Source organism: Falsiroseomonas sp. RANM36, assembly GCF_056682175.1.
Genome location: NZ_JBWXTD010000003.1, coordinates 316,336 through 332,038 on the forward strand (window position 1 = coordinate 316,336; position 15,703 = coordinate 332,038).

Sequence of the window (15,703 nt, forward strand, 5' to 3'; positions counted from 1 at the left end):
CGGCGCCGGCGCCGCGGTGCTGGAGAACGCGGCCGCGATGTCGGAATTGAAGCACCTCGCTGCCGAGGCGGTGCAGGCGCACACCAACCAGACCTACAAGGGCAAGCGCAAGGCGCGCAATTCCGACGAGAGCTTCGTCGGCATTGGCATCCCCTCCATGCTCGGCTCGATCAGCGAGCAGCCGCAGAAGCACAGCGCGGCGCGCAATGCGCTGGGCTGGTGGTGGCACACGCCGCACGACCTGCTCGACAAGATCGACGAGGCGAACCTGGTGCGCGACACGCGCGTGCTGATGCAGGTGTGCTGGCGCCTGCTGACGGATGCGGTGGTGCCGCTCGACCACGCCGCGACCGCCGAGGCGCTGGCGAAGGAGCTGGAGCCGCTGGCGGGCAAGCTGGACGGGCGCTTCCCGATCGCGGCGCTGATCCAGGCCGCGGCGGCGCTGCGGCAGGCGGCGCAGGCGCTCTCGGCGCCGGGTGGCGGCGCGAAGGATGTCGCCGCCGTGAATGCCGCGCTGATGCGGGCCTCCCGCGCGCTGGTGCCGGCGGACTACACGCTGGGCGACCGCTTCCGCCACGACCCGGCGCTGCCGACGCCCGCCTGGGCCGCCGTGCAGCCGCTGCGCGACCTGGCCGCAACCGCGCCCGGATCCGACGAGGAGAAATTCGCCATGGTGGACGCGCTGCGCGCCCGCAACCGCCTGGCCCATGCGCTGCGGCAAGCCACCGCCGCGCTCCATGCCGCACGCGCCGCGATGGGACACTGACGATGATCCGCAACGACGAACAGATCTGGCGCCTGGTGGATGAGCGCCGCGAGCCCTATACCGCGCTCAGCGACACCGTCTGGGGCATGCCGGAGCTCTGCTATGACGAGCACCGCTCCTGTGCCGAGCATGTCGCCATGCTGGAGCGGGAAGGGTTCCGGATCACGCAGAACGTCGCGGACATCCCGACGGCCGTGATGGGCGAGGCGGGCGAGGATGGGCCGGTCATCGCCATCCTCGGCGAATACGACGCGCTGCCGGGTCTTTCGCAGGAAGCCGGCATCGCCGAGCCGAAGCCCGTCCCCGGCGAGACGCGCGGGCATGGCTGCGGCCACAACCTGCTGGGCTCCGCCGCGCTGCTTGCCGCCTCTGCCGTGAAGGACTGGCTGAAGGCGAACAACCTCAAGGGCCGCGTGCGCTATTATGGCTGCCCGGCCGAGGAAGGCGGCGCCGCCAAGGGGTTCATGGTGCGCGCCGGCGCCTTCGACGACGTGGACATCGCCATCTCCTGGCATCCGGCCTCCTTCTCCGGCGTGACGGAGCCGGTCAGCCTGGCCAATACGCGCATCGACTTCACCTTCCAGGGCCGCGCGGCGCATGCCGCCGCCTCGCCGCATCTCGGCCGCTCCGCGCTGGACGCGGTCGAGCTGATGAATGTCGGCGTGAACTACATGCGCGAGCACATGCCCTCGGATGCGCGCATCCACTACGCCTATCTGGATGCCGGCGGCATCGCCCCCAACGTGGTGCAGGCCCGCGCGAAGGTGCGCTACCTGATCCGCGCGCGGAACCTCGAGGAGCTGAACGGACTCGTCGCGCGGGTGCGGAAGATCGCGGATGGCGCGGCGCTGATGACGGAGACGACGGTCAGCACCCAGGTGATCTCCGCCGTCTCCAACCTGCTCGGCAACACGCCGCTGGAGCAGGCGATGCACGCCAATTTCGAGCGGCTCGGCCCGCCGCCCTTCACGGCGGAGGATCGCGCCTTCGCCGCCGAGATCCAGAAGACGCTGCGGCCGGAGGACATCAGCTCCGCCTATCGTCGCCAGGGGCTGACGCCGGAAACCGGGAAAGCGCTGTGCGACGCGATCGTGCCGCTCGGCGCGAAGGGGGCCGGGATGAACGGCTCCACCGATGTGGGCGACGTTTCGTGGAAGGTGCCCACCGTGCAGGCGCGCGGCGCCACCTATGCCATCGGCACGCCGGGCCATTCCTGGCAGGTGGTGGCGCAGGGCAAGACCGACGCGGCGCATACCGGCATGGTGCATGTGGCGAAGGTGATGGCCGGCACGGCGGTGGATGCGATCCTGAACCCGGATCTCATCGCCAAGGCCAAGGCCGACCATCATGCGCGCACCGGCGGCAAGCCCTATCAGAGCCCGCTTCCGACGGACGCGAGGCCTGCGCTCGGGATGTCGCTGGCCGAATAGCCCGCAACGCCCGCCCGGCTCAGCCGCCGCGGATGACCTCCGCGGCGGCGAGGCGCGCGAACTCCACCGCGCCCAGCAGCGGCGCCAGGATCGCCGCGTTGTCCTGGCCGAGCTTCGGCGCCGGGTTGCGCAGGATGCCCGGCGTGCGGGACAGCCGCGGCACTTCGCCGTGCATCGGCAGCAGGCCGTCCGGCATCTCCGCGTCCGGCACCTCGATCAGCGCCTCGCGCTCGGCCACGTAGCGGTCTGAGTCGAGGTCGCGCACATCCATGATCGGCCCGATCGTCACGCCGTCGCGGTCGAATTTCTCGAGTGCTTCGTCCAGCGTCAGCGCCGCGACCGCGTCGCGCACCACCGCGTCCAGTTCCTCGATGTGCTGCAGGCGGTCGGGGTTGCTGCGGAAGCGCGGGTCTTCCGCGAGCTCCGACCTTCCGATGCTGTGCATCAGGCGCACGAAGACGCCCTGGGTGGATGTGGAGAGACCCAGCCACCGCCCGTCCTTCGTGCGATAGGCGTTGCGCGGCGCGGTGTTGGTGCTGCGGCTGCCGGTGCGCGGCTTCACCTGCCCGGTCAGGCGCCAATTCGCCATCTGCGGCTCCAGCACGGCGAAGATCGGCTCGAACAGGGAGAGGTCCACCACCTGGCCTTCGCCCGTGCGCGTCGCGTGATGCAGCGCGATCATGCCGGCGGAGGCGCCATACAGCCCGGCATAGGCATCGGCCATGAACATCGGCGGCAGCACCGGCTCGCGGTCGCCGAAGCCGTTCAGCGCGGCGAAGCCGGCATAGCCCTCCACCAGCGTGCCGAAGCCCGGCTTGTGGCGGTACGGCCCCGTCTGCCCCCAGCCGGAGACGCGGACGATCACCAGCCTCGGATTCAGCGCGAGCAGATCCTCCGGCGCCAGCCCCATCGCCTCCAGCACGCCCGGCCGGAAGCTTTCGACCAGCATCGCGGCATCCTGCGCCAGGCGCCGCACGATCCCGACGCCCTCCGGCGCGCGCAGGTCCAGGCACACACTGCGCTTGTTGCGGCAGAAGGCCTTCCAGCTTGTCTCGACGCCCTTCACCTTCCAGGCGCGCAGGCTGTCGCCGGCGGGCGGCTCCACCTTGATCACCTCGGCGCCGTGGTCGGCCAGCACCTTGGTCAGCACATTGCCCGCGACGAGGCGGGAGAGGTCCACCACGCGCACGCCGTCCAGCGCGCCGCGCGCAGCGGGGTCGAAGTGTCGGAGCGTCTTGCGCACACGCGCTGCCATGTCTTGCCCGATGTCCTGAAGCGCGACCAAGCTATGGGCCGCGAGAGAGCGTGGTCAATCGACGGGAGCGGCGGAATGCCCTGGGAAACCAAGCGCGACTTCATCGGCTATGGCGGCAACTGGCCCGATCCGCAGTGGCCGGGCGGCGCGAAGGTCGCGGTCAACTTCGTGCTGAATGTCGAGGAAGGCTCGGAATACTCGGTGCAGGACGGGGACGGCTTCACCGAGACGCATCTCAGCGAAAGCCATGGCCGCGCCTCCCTGCCCGGCGGCCGCGACATGGGGGCGGAGACGCTGTTCGAATATGGCAGCCGCGTCGGCGCCTGGCGCGTGCTGCGCATCTTCGCCGAGCGCGGCATCCCGATGACCATGTTCGCCTGCGCCCGCGCGCTGGAGCGCAACCCGCCGCTCGCCGCGGCGATCCGCGAGTCCGGCCACGACCTCTGCGGCCATGGCTGGCGGTGGGAGAAGCATTTCGAGCTGGACGAGGCGACGGAGCGCGACCGCATCGCGCGCGCCGTGGAGTCCTTCCGGCGCACCCTCGGCACGCCGCCGGCGGGCTGGTACTGCCGCTACGCGCCGAGCGTGAACACGCGCCGGCTGCTGATGGAGCACGACTGCATCCTCTATGACAGCGACCACTATGCGGACGAACTGCCCTTCTGGATGACGGTGGAGGGCAGGCCGCGGCTGATCGTCCCCTATTCGCTGACGACCAACGACACGCGGTTCTTCTCCGGCCACGGCACGGCGGATCAGTGGTTCGGCTTCTGCCGCGACGCCTTCGATCTGCTCTGGCAGGAAGGCGCGGCAGGCCAGCCGCGCATGATGTCCATCGGCCTGCACAGCCGCATCATCGGCCATCCGGCGCGCGCGATGGGGCTGGTGCGGCTGCTGCAGCACATGCAGGCCAAGGGCGGGGTGTGGTTCGCGCGCCGGATCGAGATCGCGCGCCACTGGATGGCGACGCATCCCTGGCCGGGAAAGGGCCTCAACGAATAGCGCCGGCGCCGGCAGAAGGCCGGCCCGGCGCATCGGGCTGTGCGGGCGATCCGGCGCTCAGGCGCCGGCGCGCATCAGCTTCGGGATTTCCTCGCGGAAGCGGAAACGCAGCGCGGACCAGGTGTCGTCCAGCGCGATCTGCGTCACCGGCAGCAGGCCCTCGCTGGTGACCGGGTCCCAGCCATGATCCCGGTCGAGGTCGGACCGCACCGGTCCGCTCTTCTTGGGATAGGCGAACCAGAGGCGCGCGCCGATCCCGTAGAGGTTCAGCGCACGCGGCGCCACGGAGCGCAAGGTCGCACGGTCGGCCGCAAAGGCCAGGATCAGGTCCGCCGCCGCGGTCGCGCCGCTGGGGAGACCAAATGTCAGGCCGGGCGGATTGCCGATCACCGCGCAGGCCATTCCCGGGCGGTAGCCAAGCTTCCGAGCCACCTCCCCGATCACGACACCCATCGTTCAGCCAGTTCCGTCAAAGGTTTGCCATGGAAAGGCGCCCTGTAGCGCAGTCAGGTCCGTCTTGCAGCCATTTTATTGGGCAGGGCCGACCTGCGTTTTTCGCCCCTACCCTTAGCCGTTACGTATGAATCGCGCCTTGCCGGCCGGGGCGACCCGTGCGAAGCGGCGCCATGCCGACCGCGCCGCGCGTCACCATCGTGACGGTCACCTGGCGCAGCGCCGGGACGATCGGCGGATTCCTCGCCGCCTGCCCGGACGGGATTCCGGTCATCATCGTGGACAACGCCTCGCCGGATGAGACGCTTGCCGTTGCGCGCGCCCAGCGCCCCGATGTTCAGATCGTTGAAAACAAACAGAATCTTGGATTCGGCGCGGCCTGCAATATGGGGATCGAGACCGCCCGGTCGGAGTTCGTCCTGCTCGCCAACCCGGATGCCCGCCTGTCCGAGGCAGCCATCGCGGCATTGCTGGCGGCGGCCGATGCGCATCCCGGACACCGCCTCGTCGCCCCCCTGCTGCTGGATGCCGAGGGCAGGCCCGTCCGGAGCTGGAACGCCGCGCAGCCTCGACGCCGCCGGCTGCCGCGGGACCGCACCGCCGAGCCCTGGCCGGAGGGACCGACCTGCGTCGCCTTCGCCTCCGGCGCCTGCCTGCTGCTGCGCCGGGCGGACCCGCTGCGCTTCGACGAGACGTTCTTCCTATTCTACGAGGATGACGATCTCTGTGCCCGGGCCGGCGGCGCCCTGCTGGAGCCTGCTTCCCGCGTCGCCCATGCCGGCGGCCGCTCCTCCGCGCCCGCGCTGGCGACCACCTGGCGGAAGGCGCGCTGCATGGCCTGGTCCCGGCTGCGCTTCACCGCGCTGCATGGCGGCGGGCCGGCGGAAGCCCGGCGGGAGGCGCTGGGAAGGCTGCTGCACCATGCCGGCAAGGCGGCAGGCCATGCGCTGACCTTGCGCGGCGGCAAGCTCGCCGCCGACCTGGCCGGCATCGCCGGCACCCTGGCCTGGCTGCGCGGCCGTCCCGGCCGCTGACGCGGCGCTGTCACGCGGCCGCGCTGGACAGGGGCCCCGCCGGCTCCGCAGTCTGCGCGGCATGGATGCCGAACCCGCCTTCCCGCCCGGCGCGCGCCACGTGCTGCGGCACCGCGTGGCCGCGGCCGAGCTCGCCCCAGTCGCGGCGCTGATCGGCTCGGCTGACCCGGCTCTGGCCAGCCGCGCCGCCGCCACGCTGATGACCCGCCTGCTGGTCACCCGCTTCCCCGGCCCCGGCACGCGCCTGCTGCGCGAGGATTTCCGCTATGCCGGGCCGCTGGTGGAGGGCGACCTGCTCGAACTCTCGGCGGAGGTCGCCGGCGCCACCCTGGATGGTGCGCTGCTGCTGCGCTGCGCCGCGCGCCGCGAGGACGGCTCGGCCGTGCTGGAGGGCACCGCCGAGGTCACGCCCCCGCCCGACAGGCCGCTGGCAGCCGACACGCCCTTCGGCACCCAGCCGCGCCGCATGCTGGACATCCTGCTGGCGCGCTGCCGGAACCTGCCGCCGATCCCCACCGCCGTGGCGCATCCCTGCGACGCCCCCAGCCTGGAAGGCGCGTTGCTCGCCGCCCGCCACGGCCTGATCGCGCCGATCCTGGTCGGGCCCGAGGCGCGCATCCGCGCCGCCGCCGAGAGCGCGGGCTTCGATCTCGCGGGGCTCGAGATCGTCGCCACGCCGCACAGCCATGCCAGCGCCGAGGCGGCCGTCGCCCTGGTGGGACGGCGCCGCGCCGGCGCGCTGATGAAGGGCAGCCTGCACACCGACGAGCTGCTCGGTGCCGCGCTGGCGCGCGAGGCCGGGCTGCGCACCGAGCGCCGCGTCAGCCATGCCTTCGTGATGGATGCGCCGCTCTACCCGCGGCTGCTGATCATCACCGACGCCGCGGTGAACATCGCCCCCGACCTGGAGGCCAAGGCGGACATCGTGCGCAACGCCATCGGCCTGGCCGCGGCGATCGGCATCGAGCTGCCGCGCGTCGCCCTGCTCTCGGCGGTGGAGACGGTGACGCCGAAGATGGTCTCGACGCTCGACGCCGCGGCGCTCTGCAAGATGGCCGACCGCGGGCAGATCACCGGCGGCCTGCTGGATGGGCCGCTGGCCTTCGACAACGCGGTGAGCGAGGCCGCGGCCCGGGCGAAGGGCATCGTCAGCGGCGTCGCCGGTCGCGCCGACATCCTGGTGGTGCCGGACATCGAGAGCGGCAACATGCTGGCCAAGCAGCTGGCGCATCTGGGCGGGGCGGAGGGCGCGGGGATCGTGCTCGGCCTGCGCGTGCCCATGGCGCTGACCAGCCGCAGCGACGACGCGACCTCCCGCCTCGCCTCGGCGGCGCTGCTCCGGCTGATGGCGACGGACTGACCCTTCCGGTTGCCGCGCCGCGGAGCACGGCTCTAGCCTTGCGCGCCAGCCGGAGGAGAAGACCGACGATGCGCCTGCCCCGCCGCCATGCCCTGGCCAGCCTCGCCGCCACGCTCGCCCTGTCCCGCCCGGCCCTGGCGCAACCGGCCTGGCGCCCCACCCAGCCGGTGCGGATCATCGTCCCCTTCCCACCGGGCGGCACCAACGACCTGATGGCGCGGCCGCTCGCCGAGGCGCTGCGCGCAAGCTTCGACCAGCCGGTGGTGGTGGAGAACCGCAGCGGCGCCGGCGGCACGATCGGCGCGACCCAGGTGAACCGTGCCGCGCCGGACGGGCACACCCTGCTCGTCACCTCCGCGATCCTGGTCACCGCGGCGATCCTCCAGCCGGTGGGCTGGAACGCGGTGGAGGGCTTCACCGCCATCGCGCAGATCGCCCGCTCGCCCAATGCCGTGGCGGTGCATGCCGGGCTGCCGATCCGCACCGTGCAGGAGCTGATCGCCTATGCCCGCGCGCGGCCCGGGCAGGTGAACTACGGCTCGGTCGGCGTCGGATCGCTCGGGCATTTCATGACGGAGGCGCTGTCGCTGCGCACCGGCATCCAGATGACCCATGTGCCCTATCGCGGCGGCAGCCAGGCGGTGACCGACCTGGCCTCCGGCCAGCTGCAGCTACTGGTCTCGACGCCGCCGCCGATCATCCCGCTCGCGCGCGAAGGGCGGGTGCGGATCATCGCCTACACCGCGCCGGGCGAGCCCGCCGAGGGCCTTGCCGCGCCGACGCTGAAGGACTCCGGCATCGACATGGAGGCCGGGCTCTGGTTCGGCCTGTTCGGCCCGCCCGGCCTGCCCGCCCCGATCCTCGCGACGCTGAACGACCTCGCCAACGCCGCGCTGCGCGGGCCGGACTTCGCCCGGCTGCTGCGCGCGGAGGGCGCGATCGCCACGCCGATCTCGCCCGCCGACTTCGCCGCCGCAGTGCGCGCCGAGGATGCGCGCTGGCGGGAGGTGGCGCGGGCAGCCGACATCAGGCTGTAGCGCCGCGGATCAGGCGAACATCGCGGCGAGGTCGGCCTGCGGCGCCCAGCGTGGCGCGTTGTCCTTGTCCACCAGCACCGCGCGCACGCCCTCCGCGAAATCCGGATGCCGCGTGACGGTTCGGGTCAGCGCCAGTTCCATGCGCAGGCAGGCGGCGAGGTCCATCGTCGCGCCGCGGCGCAGAAGTTCCAGCGTCACCGCCATGCTGGTCGGCGACATGCGCTCAAGGATCGCAAGCTGCGCCGCCGCCCATTCGGTGCCCTCCGCCGCCAGCGCGACGCGGATCGCGGGCAGGGTCGCATGGCCGAAGCAGCGGTCGATCGCCGCACGCTGCGCCGCGATCGCGCCTTGCGGCACCGGCTGCGCGGAACGCGCGACGGCGGCCGCGTCGCCCTCCAGCAGCGCGGTGCGGAGCGCCGGCAGGCTCTCGCGCGGGACGAGATGCGTGGCGAGCCCCGCCTCCACCGCCTCCGCCCCCTTCAGCCGCGCCCCGGTCAGCGCCAGCCAGTTGCCGAGCGCGCCCGGCAGCCGCGGCAGCACGAAGGAGGTGCCGACATCCGGGAACAGCGCGATCGCCGTCTCCGGCATCGCCAGCAGCGCGTGCTCGGTGACGACACGGTGGCTGCCATGCACCGAGACGCCGATGCCGCCGCCCATGCAGACGCCGTCGATCAGGCTGATCCAGGGCTTCGGGAACTCGGCGATGGCGCGGTTCATCGCGTATTCCGCGGCGAAGAAGGCCTCGACGCCGGCCGCGTCGCCGGCCAGCGCCAGCTCCCGCATGCGCCGCACGTCGCCGCCGGCGCAGAAGGCGCGTCCGCCCGCGCCTTCCAGGACCACGAGCCGAACCGCCTTGTCGTCCCGGAACTCCTGCAGCGCCGCCGCGATGCCCTCGATCATGCCGAGGTCGAGGGCGTTCAGCGCGCGCGGCCGGTTCATCAGGATCGTCCCGGCTGCGCCTTCGCGGCGGGCGATGATGCTCGGCTCGGCGATCTCGGCCATGGCGCGCTTCCCTTTTCCGCACATGTTGCGCGAGCGGGGCTAGACGCACCGGCCGGCCACGGCAAGCCGGCCCCGGATCAGCCCGGCGGCAGCCCGCCCAGCAGGAAGTCGAGCAGCGCGCGCTGGGTCTCGGCCTGGCTCGCCGCGCCCGTCCCGCCGAGGCCGACCATCATGCTGCTGAACACCGGCCGGTTGGCGAATTCGCCGCAATGCAGGGCACGCACGGCCTCGGCGCCGACGCCGAGACGGCGATCGGCCACCGGCAGCACTGGCACGGCGAGCGGCAATTCGGCCAGGCTGGAGGCGCGCGCCCCGCGGCAATCCTGGCCGAGCACCGCCACCGCGGCGAGGCCCTGCGTCGGCCAGCGATCCGCCGTGCCGCGGCCCAGGCTGTGCCCGACCAGGTAGATCTCCTCTGGGTCCGCCCAGCGCATGGCGCGCAGCCTTGAGAGGGCGAGGCTCACCTCGTCCAGCCGCTGGGCGACATAGGTGGGCTCGGGCGGCGGCGACCATTCGGCCGGTACCAGGCGCGCATAGCCGCCATCCCGCCGCGCCTGCCGCGGCGCGGCGATCGGGCGCATCGGCCCGCTGCGGCAGGCGGCGCGGGCATCGGGCCGGGCGAAGTGATCGGGCGCGACGGCCACGAAGCCATGCCCGGCGACCAGCCGCATCATCTCCGCGGCCTCCTCGTCCAGGCCGCGGCAGCCATGGGCGAACAGCACCACCGGCAGCCTGCCGGCAGCCTCCAGCCGCGCCAGGCGCGGCGCCGCCTCCGGCAGGCGCTGCGGCGCGGCATCGCCGGGCAGCATGACATGGGCGGCCCACCACGCGGCCTGCGCCGCCGCCGGGTTCGGAGCGATGGAGGCGGGCGCCGGCGGTTCCGTCGCGCACCCCGCCAACAGCGCCAGCCCGGCCAGCGCCGCCCAAGCACGTCCCCGCAGCATCGCGCATCCCCTCGCGGTCACGGCGCGGAGGATGGACGGGCAGGATTGCGGAAGCGTTCACGCCGCGCGGGCCGGCCCTGATCCCGTGCGCCACCTCAGCTGCCGCGGCGCGTCACCAGCCCGACGAGCATCGCCGTCACCGCAGCGCCGAACAGGCCCTTCTTCGCGGTCTGGGCCTTCAGCAGCGGCGCCAGCATCGCCGCACGCGCCGCGCCGTCGCCGAGCTGGCGCAACGCGTCGTTCCGGACCTGCAATGCACCCTTCGCCACCGGATCGCGTCCGGAGCGCCAGGCCATCAGGGCCAGCACCAGCGTCAGCGCAAGGTCGGCCGCGCCGACGATCAGCGCCGCCCCGGTCGCGCCCTGCGACCGGGTCAGCCAGGCGAATGCCGCCACATGCAGCATCAGCAGGAGAAACCCGGCGAACACCGCCGCGGCGACGCCCAGCTCCACCTGCAAGGCGCGCGCCTGGACGGAGCGGCGCAGGTAGAGCGCCTCCGCATCCCAGGCGACGCGGATCAGTGAGAGCAGGCGCATCGCGCCTTACCGGCCGTCGCGGTAGATCGTCGTCGTGCCGCCGAGCCTGCCGATGATGTAGCCGGCGATCGCGGCGATGCCGAGGGAGAGCAGAGGGCGCTCCCGCACCGCATCCGTCACGACGTGCGCGTTCTCCTCGAAGCGCGCCCGCGCACGGCGGGAATAGTCTTCCACCGTCTCTGCCGCCTCGCCGAGGGCGGGCGTCACGCGCTCCTCCATCAGCCGCTCAACCTGCGCGCGCAGCCGCGCCAGTTCCGTCCGCGCGTCATCGGCCATCCGCTGGCCGGACGCCATCGCCTGGTCGCGCAGATCCCGCATCTCGTCGCTTGTCTGGGTCATGGCCCGAACCCTCCGCATGGTGTCAGATCCCGCCGCCACGAACGCGTCGGCGGCCGGAGGGTTCCGGCGGTTGACACGCACCGCCGCGCCGGGAAGCCTGCACCAGCCATGCAAGGCCCGCTGCTGCGCTTCGAGCGCGTGTCGAAGAGCTACCCCGCGCCCGCCCGCGGCGCGGCGCAGCCGGCCGCCCTCAGCGCGCTCGACCTCGATGTCGTCCAGGGGGAGCTGCTGACCCTGCTCGGCCCCTCGGGCTCGGGCAAGACCACGACGCTGATGCTGCTCGCCGGCTTCGAGACGCCGGATTCCGGGCGCATCCTGCTGGAAGGACGGGACATCGCCCGCCTGCCCGCGCACAAGCGCGGCATCGGCGTGGTGTTCCAGTCCTACGCCCTGTTCCCGCACATGACCGTGGCCGAGAACGTGGCCTTCCCGCTGGAGGCGCGCGGCTTGCCGCGGGCCGAGCGCGCCGCCCGCGTCGCCCGCGCGCTCGGGATGGTGCGCCTGGCCGGATACGGCGACCGGCGGCCGGCGCAGCTCTCGGGCGGGCAGCAGCAGCGCGTCGCGCTGGCGCGCGCCATGGTGTTCGAGCCCCCGATCGTGCTGCTGGACGAGCCGCTCGGCGCGCTGGACAAGGCGCTGCGCGAGGAGATGCAGCACGAGATCCGCACGCTGCACCAGCGCCTCGGCCTGACCATGCTCTATGTCACGCATGACCAGCAGGAGGCGCTGACGCTGTCGGACCGGATCGCCGTGCTGGCCGGCGGCGCGCTGCGCCAGCTGGCCTCGCCGCGCGAGCTCTACGACGATCCCGCCGATGCCTTCGTCGCCGGCTTCGTCGGCGAGAACAACCGCATCCCCGCGACGCTGCGCGCGACGGAAGGCGGGGCTGCGCGTCTCGTGCTGGACGGCGGCGGCGAGATGCCGGCGCGTCCCGGCGCGGCGCTGGCGCAAGGGGCGCGCTGCGTGCTGATGGTGCGGCCGGAGCGGGTGCGGCTCGGCGTCGCGAACGGCCTGCGGGCACGGCTGACCGAGGCGCTGTTCCAGGGCGACCATGTCCGCCTGCGCCTTGCCCTGCCCGGCGGCGCCGAGATCGTCGCGAAGCGCCCGGTCGGGGGACCGCTGCCGGAGCCGGGGGCCGAGGTCGGCATCGGCTGGGACGCGGCCGATGCCAGGGCCTTCGCCGCGGAGCCGCCGGCCCGGCCCTGACATCACGCATTCCGGAACACGCCAGGCCGACCGATCGATTCCAATCGGGCGTTGCCTGCTCTAGCCTCACCGCGCCGGGCCAGCGCAGGAGGGAACGCCATGCGACGCAGGCATTGGATCGGGGCAATCGGCGCGGCGGCGCTGGCCGTGCTTGTCGGCACTCCGGCCGGCGCGCAGCAGCGCGACCTGACCGTGGTCTCCTGGGGCGGCGCCTACCAGGACGCGCAGCGCGAGGTCTATTTCCGCCCCTGGATGACCGCGCGCAACCAGCGCCTGCTGGAGGAGACCTGGGATGGCGGCGTCGGCGTGCTGCGCGCGCGCATCCAGTCCGGCGCCAACACCTGGGACGTGGTGCAGGTGGAATCCGAGGAGCTGCTGATCGGCTGCGAGGAAGGGCTGTTCGAGAAGCTGGACTTCGCCGCGATCGGCGGGCGCGACAACTACATCCCGCAGGCGGTGCATGAATGCGGCGTCGGCGCCATCCTCTACTCCTTCGTGCTGGCCTGGGACCGTGGCCGCGTGCGGGAGCCGCCGCGCGGCTGGGCCGACTTCTTCGACACCGCGCGCATCCCCGGCCGCCGCGGCCTGCGCCGCGGCCCGAAGACCACGCTCGAGATCGCGCTGCTCGCCGACGGCGTCGCCCCCGATGCGGTGTACCGCCTGCTGGCGACCGAAGCCGGCGTGGACCGCGCCTTCCGCAAGCTCGACAGCATCCGCGGCGAGCTGGCCTGGTGGGAACGCGGCTCGCAGCCGCCGCAATGGCTCGCCACGGGCGAGGTGGCGCTGACCAACGCCTATAACGGCCGCATCGCCGCGGCGAATGCGAATGACGGGCGCGACTTCGCCATCGGCTGGCAGCAGAACCTCTACACGCTCGATTCCTGGGTCGTGATGCGGGGCAGCGCGAACCTTCGGCGCGCGATGGATTTCCTGAACTTCGTCGGCCAGGCGGAGGTGCAGGCGCAATTGCCGCCGCGCATTCCCTATGGCGTGACGGCGCGCGGCGCCAATCCACTGATCCCGCGCGAGGTGCTGCAGAACCTGCCGACCGCGCCGCAGAACGCCGAGACGGCGCTGCAGATCGACGACAGGTTCTGGCTCGACAATCTCGACCGCCTGAACCAGCGCTTCAATGCCTGGGTGAGCCGCTAGCGCGCACCGGGCGATGGCAGCGCGGCCTGCCTCCGCGCCATGACGTCGCGCCGCGCCGCGCTGCTGCTGGTCGCGCCCCTGCTGCTCGGGCTGCTCATCGGCTTCGTGGCGCCGATCGGCGCCTTCCTCTGGCGCGCCGTCGCCGATGACGAGGTTGCGGCCGTGCTGCCGCGCACGCTGGCCGCGCTGCAGGGCTGGACCGGCGACACGCCGCCGGAGGCGGCCTTCCCCGCGCTGGCCGAGGACCTGCGCGCGGCGCGCAGGCGGGATGCGGCCACCGGCGCGGGCGGCATCGCGCGCGCCGCCGCGCGGCTCAATGCCGAACTGCCCGGCATGCGCAGCCTGCTGCCGATCACCGGCCGCCGCGTCGCCGCGCCGGGCGAGGACAGCGCGACGATCCTGTCCGCCGGCGCCGCCTGGGCCACCGCCGCGCCATGGCGCGCGATCGCCCGCGCCGGCGGTCCGCTCACCGACCATCGCCTGCTCGCCACGCTCGACCTCAGGCGCGACCCGGCGGGCGCCATAGTGCGGACACCGGAAGACCAGCGGATCTGGCAGGGCATCCTGCTGCGCACGCTGTGGATCTCCGCCTCCGCCACGCTGTTCTGCCTCGCGCTCGGCTATCCGCTGGCCTGGCTGATCGCCACCGCGCCGGCCCGCGCGCGGCCCTGGCTGCTCGGCGCGGTGCTGCTGCCCTTCTGGACCAGCCTGATCGTGCGCACCGCCGCCTGGATGGTGCTGCTGCAGAAGGAGGGCATCGTGAACGCGGCGCTGCTCCGGGCGGGACTGCTGGAGGCGCCTCTGCCGCTGCTGATGAACCGCTTCGCGGTGCTGGTGGCGATGGTGCACATCCTGCTGCCCTTCATGGTGCTGCCGATCGCCGCGGCGCTGCGCACGATGGATCCGGCGCTGCCCCGCGCGGCGGCCTCGCTCGGCGCGGGGCGGCTGCGCGTGTTCCTGCGCGTGCTGCTGCCGCTGTCGCTGCCGGGCGTCGGCGCCGGCTGCGTGCTGGTCTTCGTGCAGGGGCTCGGCTTCTACGTGACGCCGGCGCTGCTCGGCGGGCCGAACGACCAGATGCTCGCCTGGTTCATCGGCTTCCACGCCAACCGCCTGGTGGACTGGGGCATGGCCGCGGCGCTGTCGCTGCTGCTGCTCTGCGCGGTGGCGCTGGTGATCGGCCTCTACGGACGGCTCGTCGGCTTCGACAGGGTGCGCACCGCATGAGGGCGCTGCTGTGGGCCTTCGGCCTTCTCGGGCTGCTGTTCCTGCTGCTGCCGATCCTGGTGGTGATCCCTCTTTCCTTCTCCTCCGGCAGTTTTCTGACCTACCCGCTGCCGGGCTTTTCGATGCGTTGGTACCAGGCCTTCTTCGCCTCCGACTTCTGGCTGCCGGCGCTGCGCAACTCGCTGGTGGTGGGCAGCGCGAGCGCAGCACTCGCCACGCTGCTCGGCGTGCCCGCCGCCTTCGGCCTGTGGCATCCGCGCATGCCCGGCCAGCGGCTGATCCTGGCGGTGATCCTCGCCCCGCTCGCGGTGCCGGCGATCGTGGTCGCGGTCGCGCTGCTGCTCGCCTTCGGGCCGCGCGGGCTGGCCAACAGCTTCACCGGGCTGATCCTTGCCCATGCCATGCTCGGCGTGCCCTTCGTGGTGATCACCGTGCTCGCCGCGCTCGCGCGCTTCGATCCGGTGCTGCTGCGCGCGGCGGCTTCCTGCGGCGCCGGGCCGTGGCGCGGCTTCTTCCGCATCTGCCTGCCGCGCATCCTGCCGGGCATCGCCGCCGGCGCGGTCTTCGCCTTCGCCACCTCGCTGGACGAGACGGTGGTGGTGCTGTTCCTCGCCGGGCCGGCGCAGCGGACCCTGCCGCGGCAGATGTTCGCCGGGCTGAACGACGAGATCAGCCTGACCATCATGGCGGCCGCGACGCTGATGGTGCTGCTCTCGGCCCTGCTGCTCGGCGCCATCGCCTGGCTGCGGCGGCCGGCGCGACGGGACCTGTAAAGCCACCAGGCGCGGACCATGTTGCACCTTCGGGGAAGAAACCCAGGAGACGCATGATGTCCTTTCTGCACCGCCGCGCGCGGCTCGGCGCCGCGGCCGCCCATCGGCGAGAATGCGGTGCTGAACGAGGCGGTGCGCGCCGGCGCGGCGCAGGTCGGCTTCTCGCTGACGCCCGCGGCGCTCGAGATCG

Annotated in this window: 15 protein-coding genes and 1 pseudogene; 10 read left to right on the plus strand and 6 right to left on the minus strand. The window is 72.9% G+C overall.

What is annotated here, in order from left to right; translation table 11 throughout:
- Together AC1MIR_RS06305 and AC1MIR_RS06310 are read left to right on the plus strand one after the other, a co-directional pair.
- A pseudogene (locus AC1MIR_RS06305) lies at positions 1-766 on the plus strand (M28 family peptidase); the annotation flags it as partial.
- 5 nt (positions 767-771) lie between these two features.
- Positions 772-2,196: a M20 family metallopeptidase gene (locus AC1MIR_RS06310; RefSeq protein WP_480028715.1), complete on the plus strand. Its 1,425-nt coding sequence runs from the start codon at positions 772-774 to the stop codon at positions 2,194-2,196.
- A 19-nt stretch (positions 2,197-2,215) separates the two neighbouring features.
- On the opposite strand, the gene AC1MIR_RS06315 is transcribed toward AC1MIR_RS06310, so the two are convergent.
- Positions 2,216-3,451, minus strand: coding sequence for a CaiB/BaiF CoA transferase family protein (locus AC1MIR_RS06315; protein ID WP_480027332.1), 1,236 nt, complete (start codon positions 3,449-3,451; stop codon positions 2,216-2,218).
- A 75-nt stretch (positions 3,452-3,526) separates the two neighbouring features.
- Between AC1MIR_RS06315 and AC1MIR_RS06320 the strand changes: the two genes are divergently transcribed.
- A complete protein-coding gene (locus AC1MIR_RS06320) occupies positions 3,527-4,453 on the plus strand; it encodes a polysaccharide deacetylase family protein (RefSeq protein ID WP_480027333.1) in 927 nt (308 codons plus the stop codon).
- Between the two features lie 57 nt (positions 4,454-4,510).
- On the opposite strand, the gene AC1MIR_RS06325 is transcribed toward AC1MIR_RS06320, so the two are convergent.
- Positions 4,511-4,885 (minus strand): hypothetical protein, encoded by a 375-nt coding sequence (locus AC1MIR_RS06325; RefSeq protein WP_480027334.1) that lies wholly within the window; start codon positions 4,883-4,885, stop codon positions 4,511-4,513.
- Between the two features lie 194 nt (positions 4,886-5,079).
- Between AC1MIR_RS06325 and AC1MIR_RS06330 the strand changes: the two genes are divergently transcribed.
- From AC1MIR_RS06330 to AC1MIR_RS06340, 3 genes are all read left to right on the plus strand, one after another.
- The gene (locus AC1MIR_RS06330; protein ID WP_480027335.1) at positions 5,080-5,940 is read left to right on the plus strand and encodes a glycosyltransferase family 2 protein; all 861 of its coding nucleotides are present in this window, start codon (positions 5,080-5,082) and stop codon (positions 5,938-5,940) included.
- Between the two features lie 61 nt (positions 5,941-6,001).
- On the plus strand, positions 6,002-7,300 hold the full coding sequence (locus AC1MIR_RS06335; RefSeq protein ID WP_480027336.1) for a bifunctional enoyl-CoA hydratase/phosphate acetyltransferase: 1,299 nt from the start codon (positions 6,002-6,004) through the stop codon (positions 7,298-7,300).
- Between the two features lie 68 nt (positions 7,301-7,368).
- Complete coding sequence (locus AC1MIR_RS06340) at positions 7,369-8,337, plus strand: Bug family tripartite tricarboxylate transporter substrate binding protein (RefSeq protein ID WP_480027337.1); 969 nt, start codon at positions 7,369-7,371, stop codon at positions 8,335-8,337.
- 9 nt (positions 8,338-8,346) lie between these two features.
- Here the strand turns inward: AC1MIR_RS06340 and AC1MIR_RS06345 are convergent, their stop codons facing one another.
- The 4 genes from AC1MIR_RS06345 to AC1MIR_RS06360 all read right to left on the minus strand — a co-directional run bounded on the left by AC1MIR_RS06345 (position 8,347) and on the right by AC1MIR_RS06360 (position 11,158).
- Positions 8,347-9,339: an enoyl-CoA hydratase/isomerase family protein gene (locus AC1MIR_RS06345; RefSeq protein ID WP_480027338.1), complete on the minus strand. Its 993-nt coding sequence runs from the start codon at positions 9,337-9,339 to the stop codon at positions 8,347-8,349.
- A 77-nt stretch (positions 9,340-9,416) separates the two neighbouring features.
- Positions 9,417-10,283 carry a dienelactone hydrolase family protein gene (locus AC1MIR_RS06350; protein WP_480027339.1) on the minus strand — a complete coding sequence of 289 codons (867 nt, stop codon included), beginning with the start codon at positions 10,281-10,283 and terminating at the stop codon, positions 9,417-9,419.
- Between the two features lie 95 nt (positions 10,284-10,378).
- Positions 10,379-10,819, minus strand: coding sequence for a hypothetical protein (locus AC1MIR_RS06355; RefSeq protein WP_480027340.1), 441 nt, complete (start codon positions 10,817-10,819; stop codon positions 10,379-10,381).
- 6 nt (positions 10,820-10,825) lie between these two features.
- Positions 10,826-11,158, minus strand: coding sequence for an ElaB/YgaM/YqjD family protein (locus AC1MIR_RS06360; protein ID WP_480027341.1), 333 nt, complete (start codon positions 11,156-11,158; stop codon positions 10,826-10,828).
- Between the two features lie 108 nt (positions 11,159-11,266).
- Here AC1MIR_RS06360 and AC1MIR_RS06365 point away from each other — a divergent pair, with 108 nt between their 5' ends.
- From AC1MIR_RS06365 to AC1MIR_RS06380, 4 genes are all read left to right on the plus strand, one after another.
- Positions 11,267-12,364, plus strand: coding sequence for an ABC transporter ATP-binding protein (locus tag AC1MIR_RS06365; RefSeq protein ID WP_480027342.1), 1,098 nt, complete (start codon positions 11,267-11,269; stop codon positions 12,362-12,364).
- Between the two features lie 99 nt (positions 12,365-12,463).
- The gene (locus tag AC1MIR_RS06370; RefSeq protein WP_480027343.1) at positions 12,464-13,516 is read left to right on the plus strand and encodes an ABC transporter substrate-binding protein; all 1,053 of its coding nucleotides are present in this window, start codon (positions 12,464-12,466) and stop codon (positions 13,514-13,516) included.
- 39 nt (positions 13,517-13,555) lie between these two features.
- The gene (locus tag AC1MIR_RS06375) at positions 13,556-14,740 is read left to right on the plus strand and encodes an ABC transporter permease (RefSeq protein ID WP_480027344.1); all 1,185 of its coding nucleotides are present in this window, start codon (positions 13,556-13,558) and stop codon (positions 14,738-14,740) included.
- Complete coding sequence (locus tag AC1MIR_RS06380) at positions 14,737-15,513, plus strand: ABC transporter permease (RefSeq protein WP_480027345.1); 777 nt, start codon at positions 14,737-14,739, stop codon at positions 15,511-15,513. Before AC1MIR_RS06375 ends, AC1MIR_RS06380 begins: the two co-directional genes overlap by 4 nt.
- Positions 15,514-15,703: the final 190 nt, after the last annotated feature.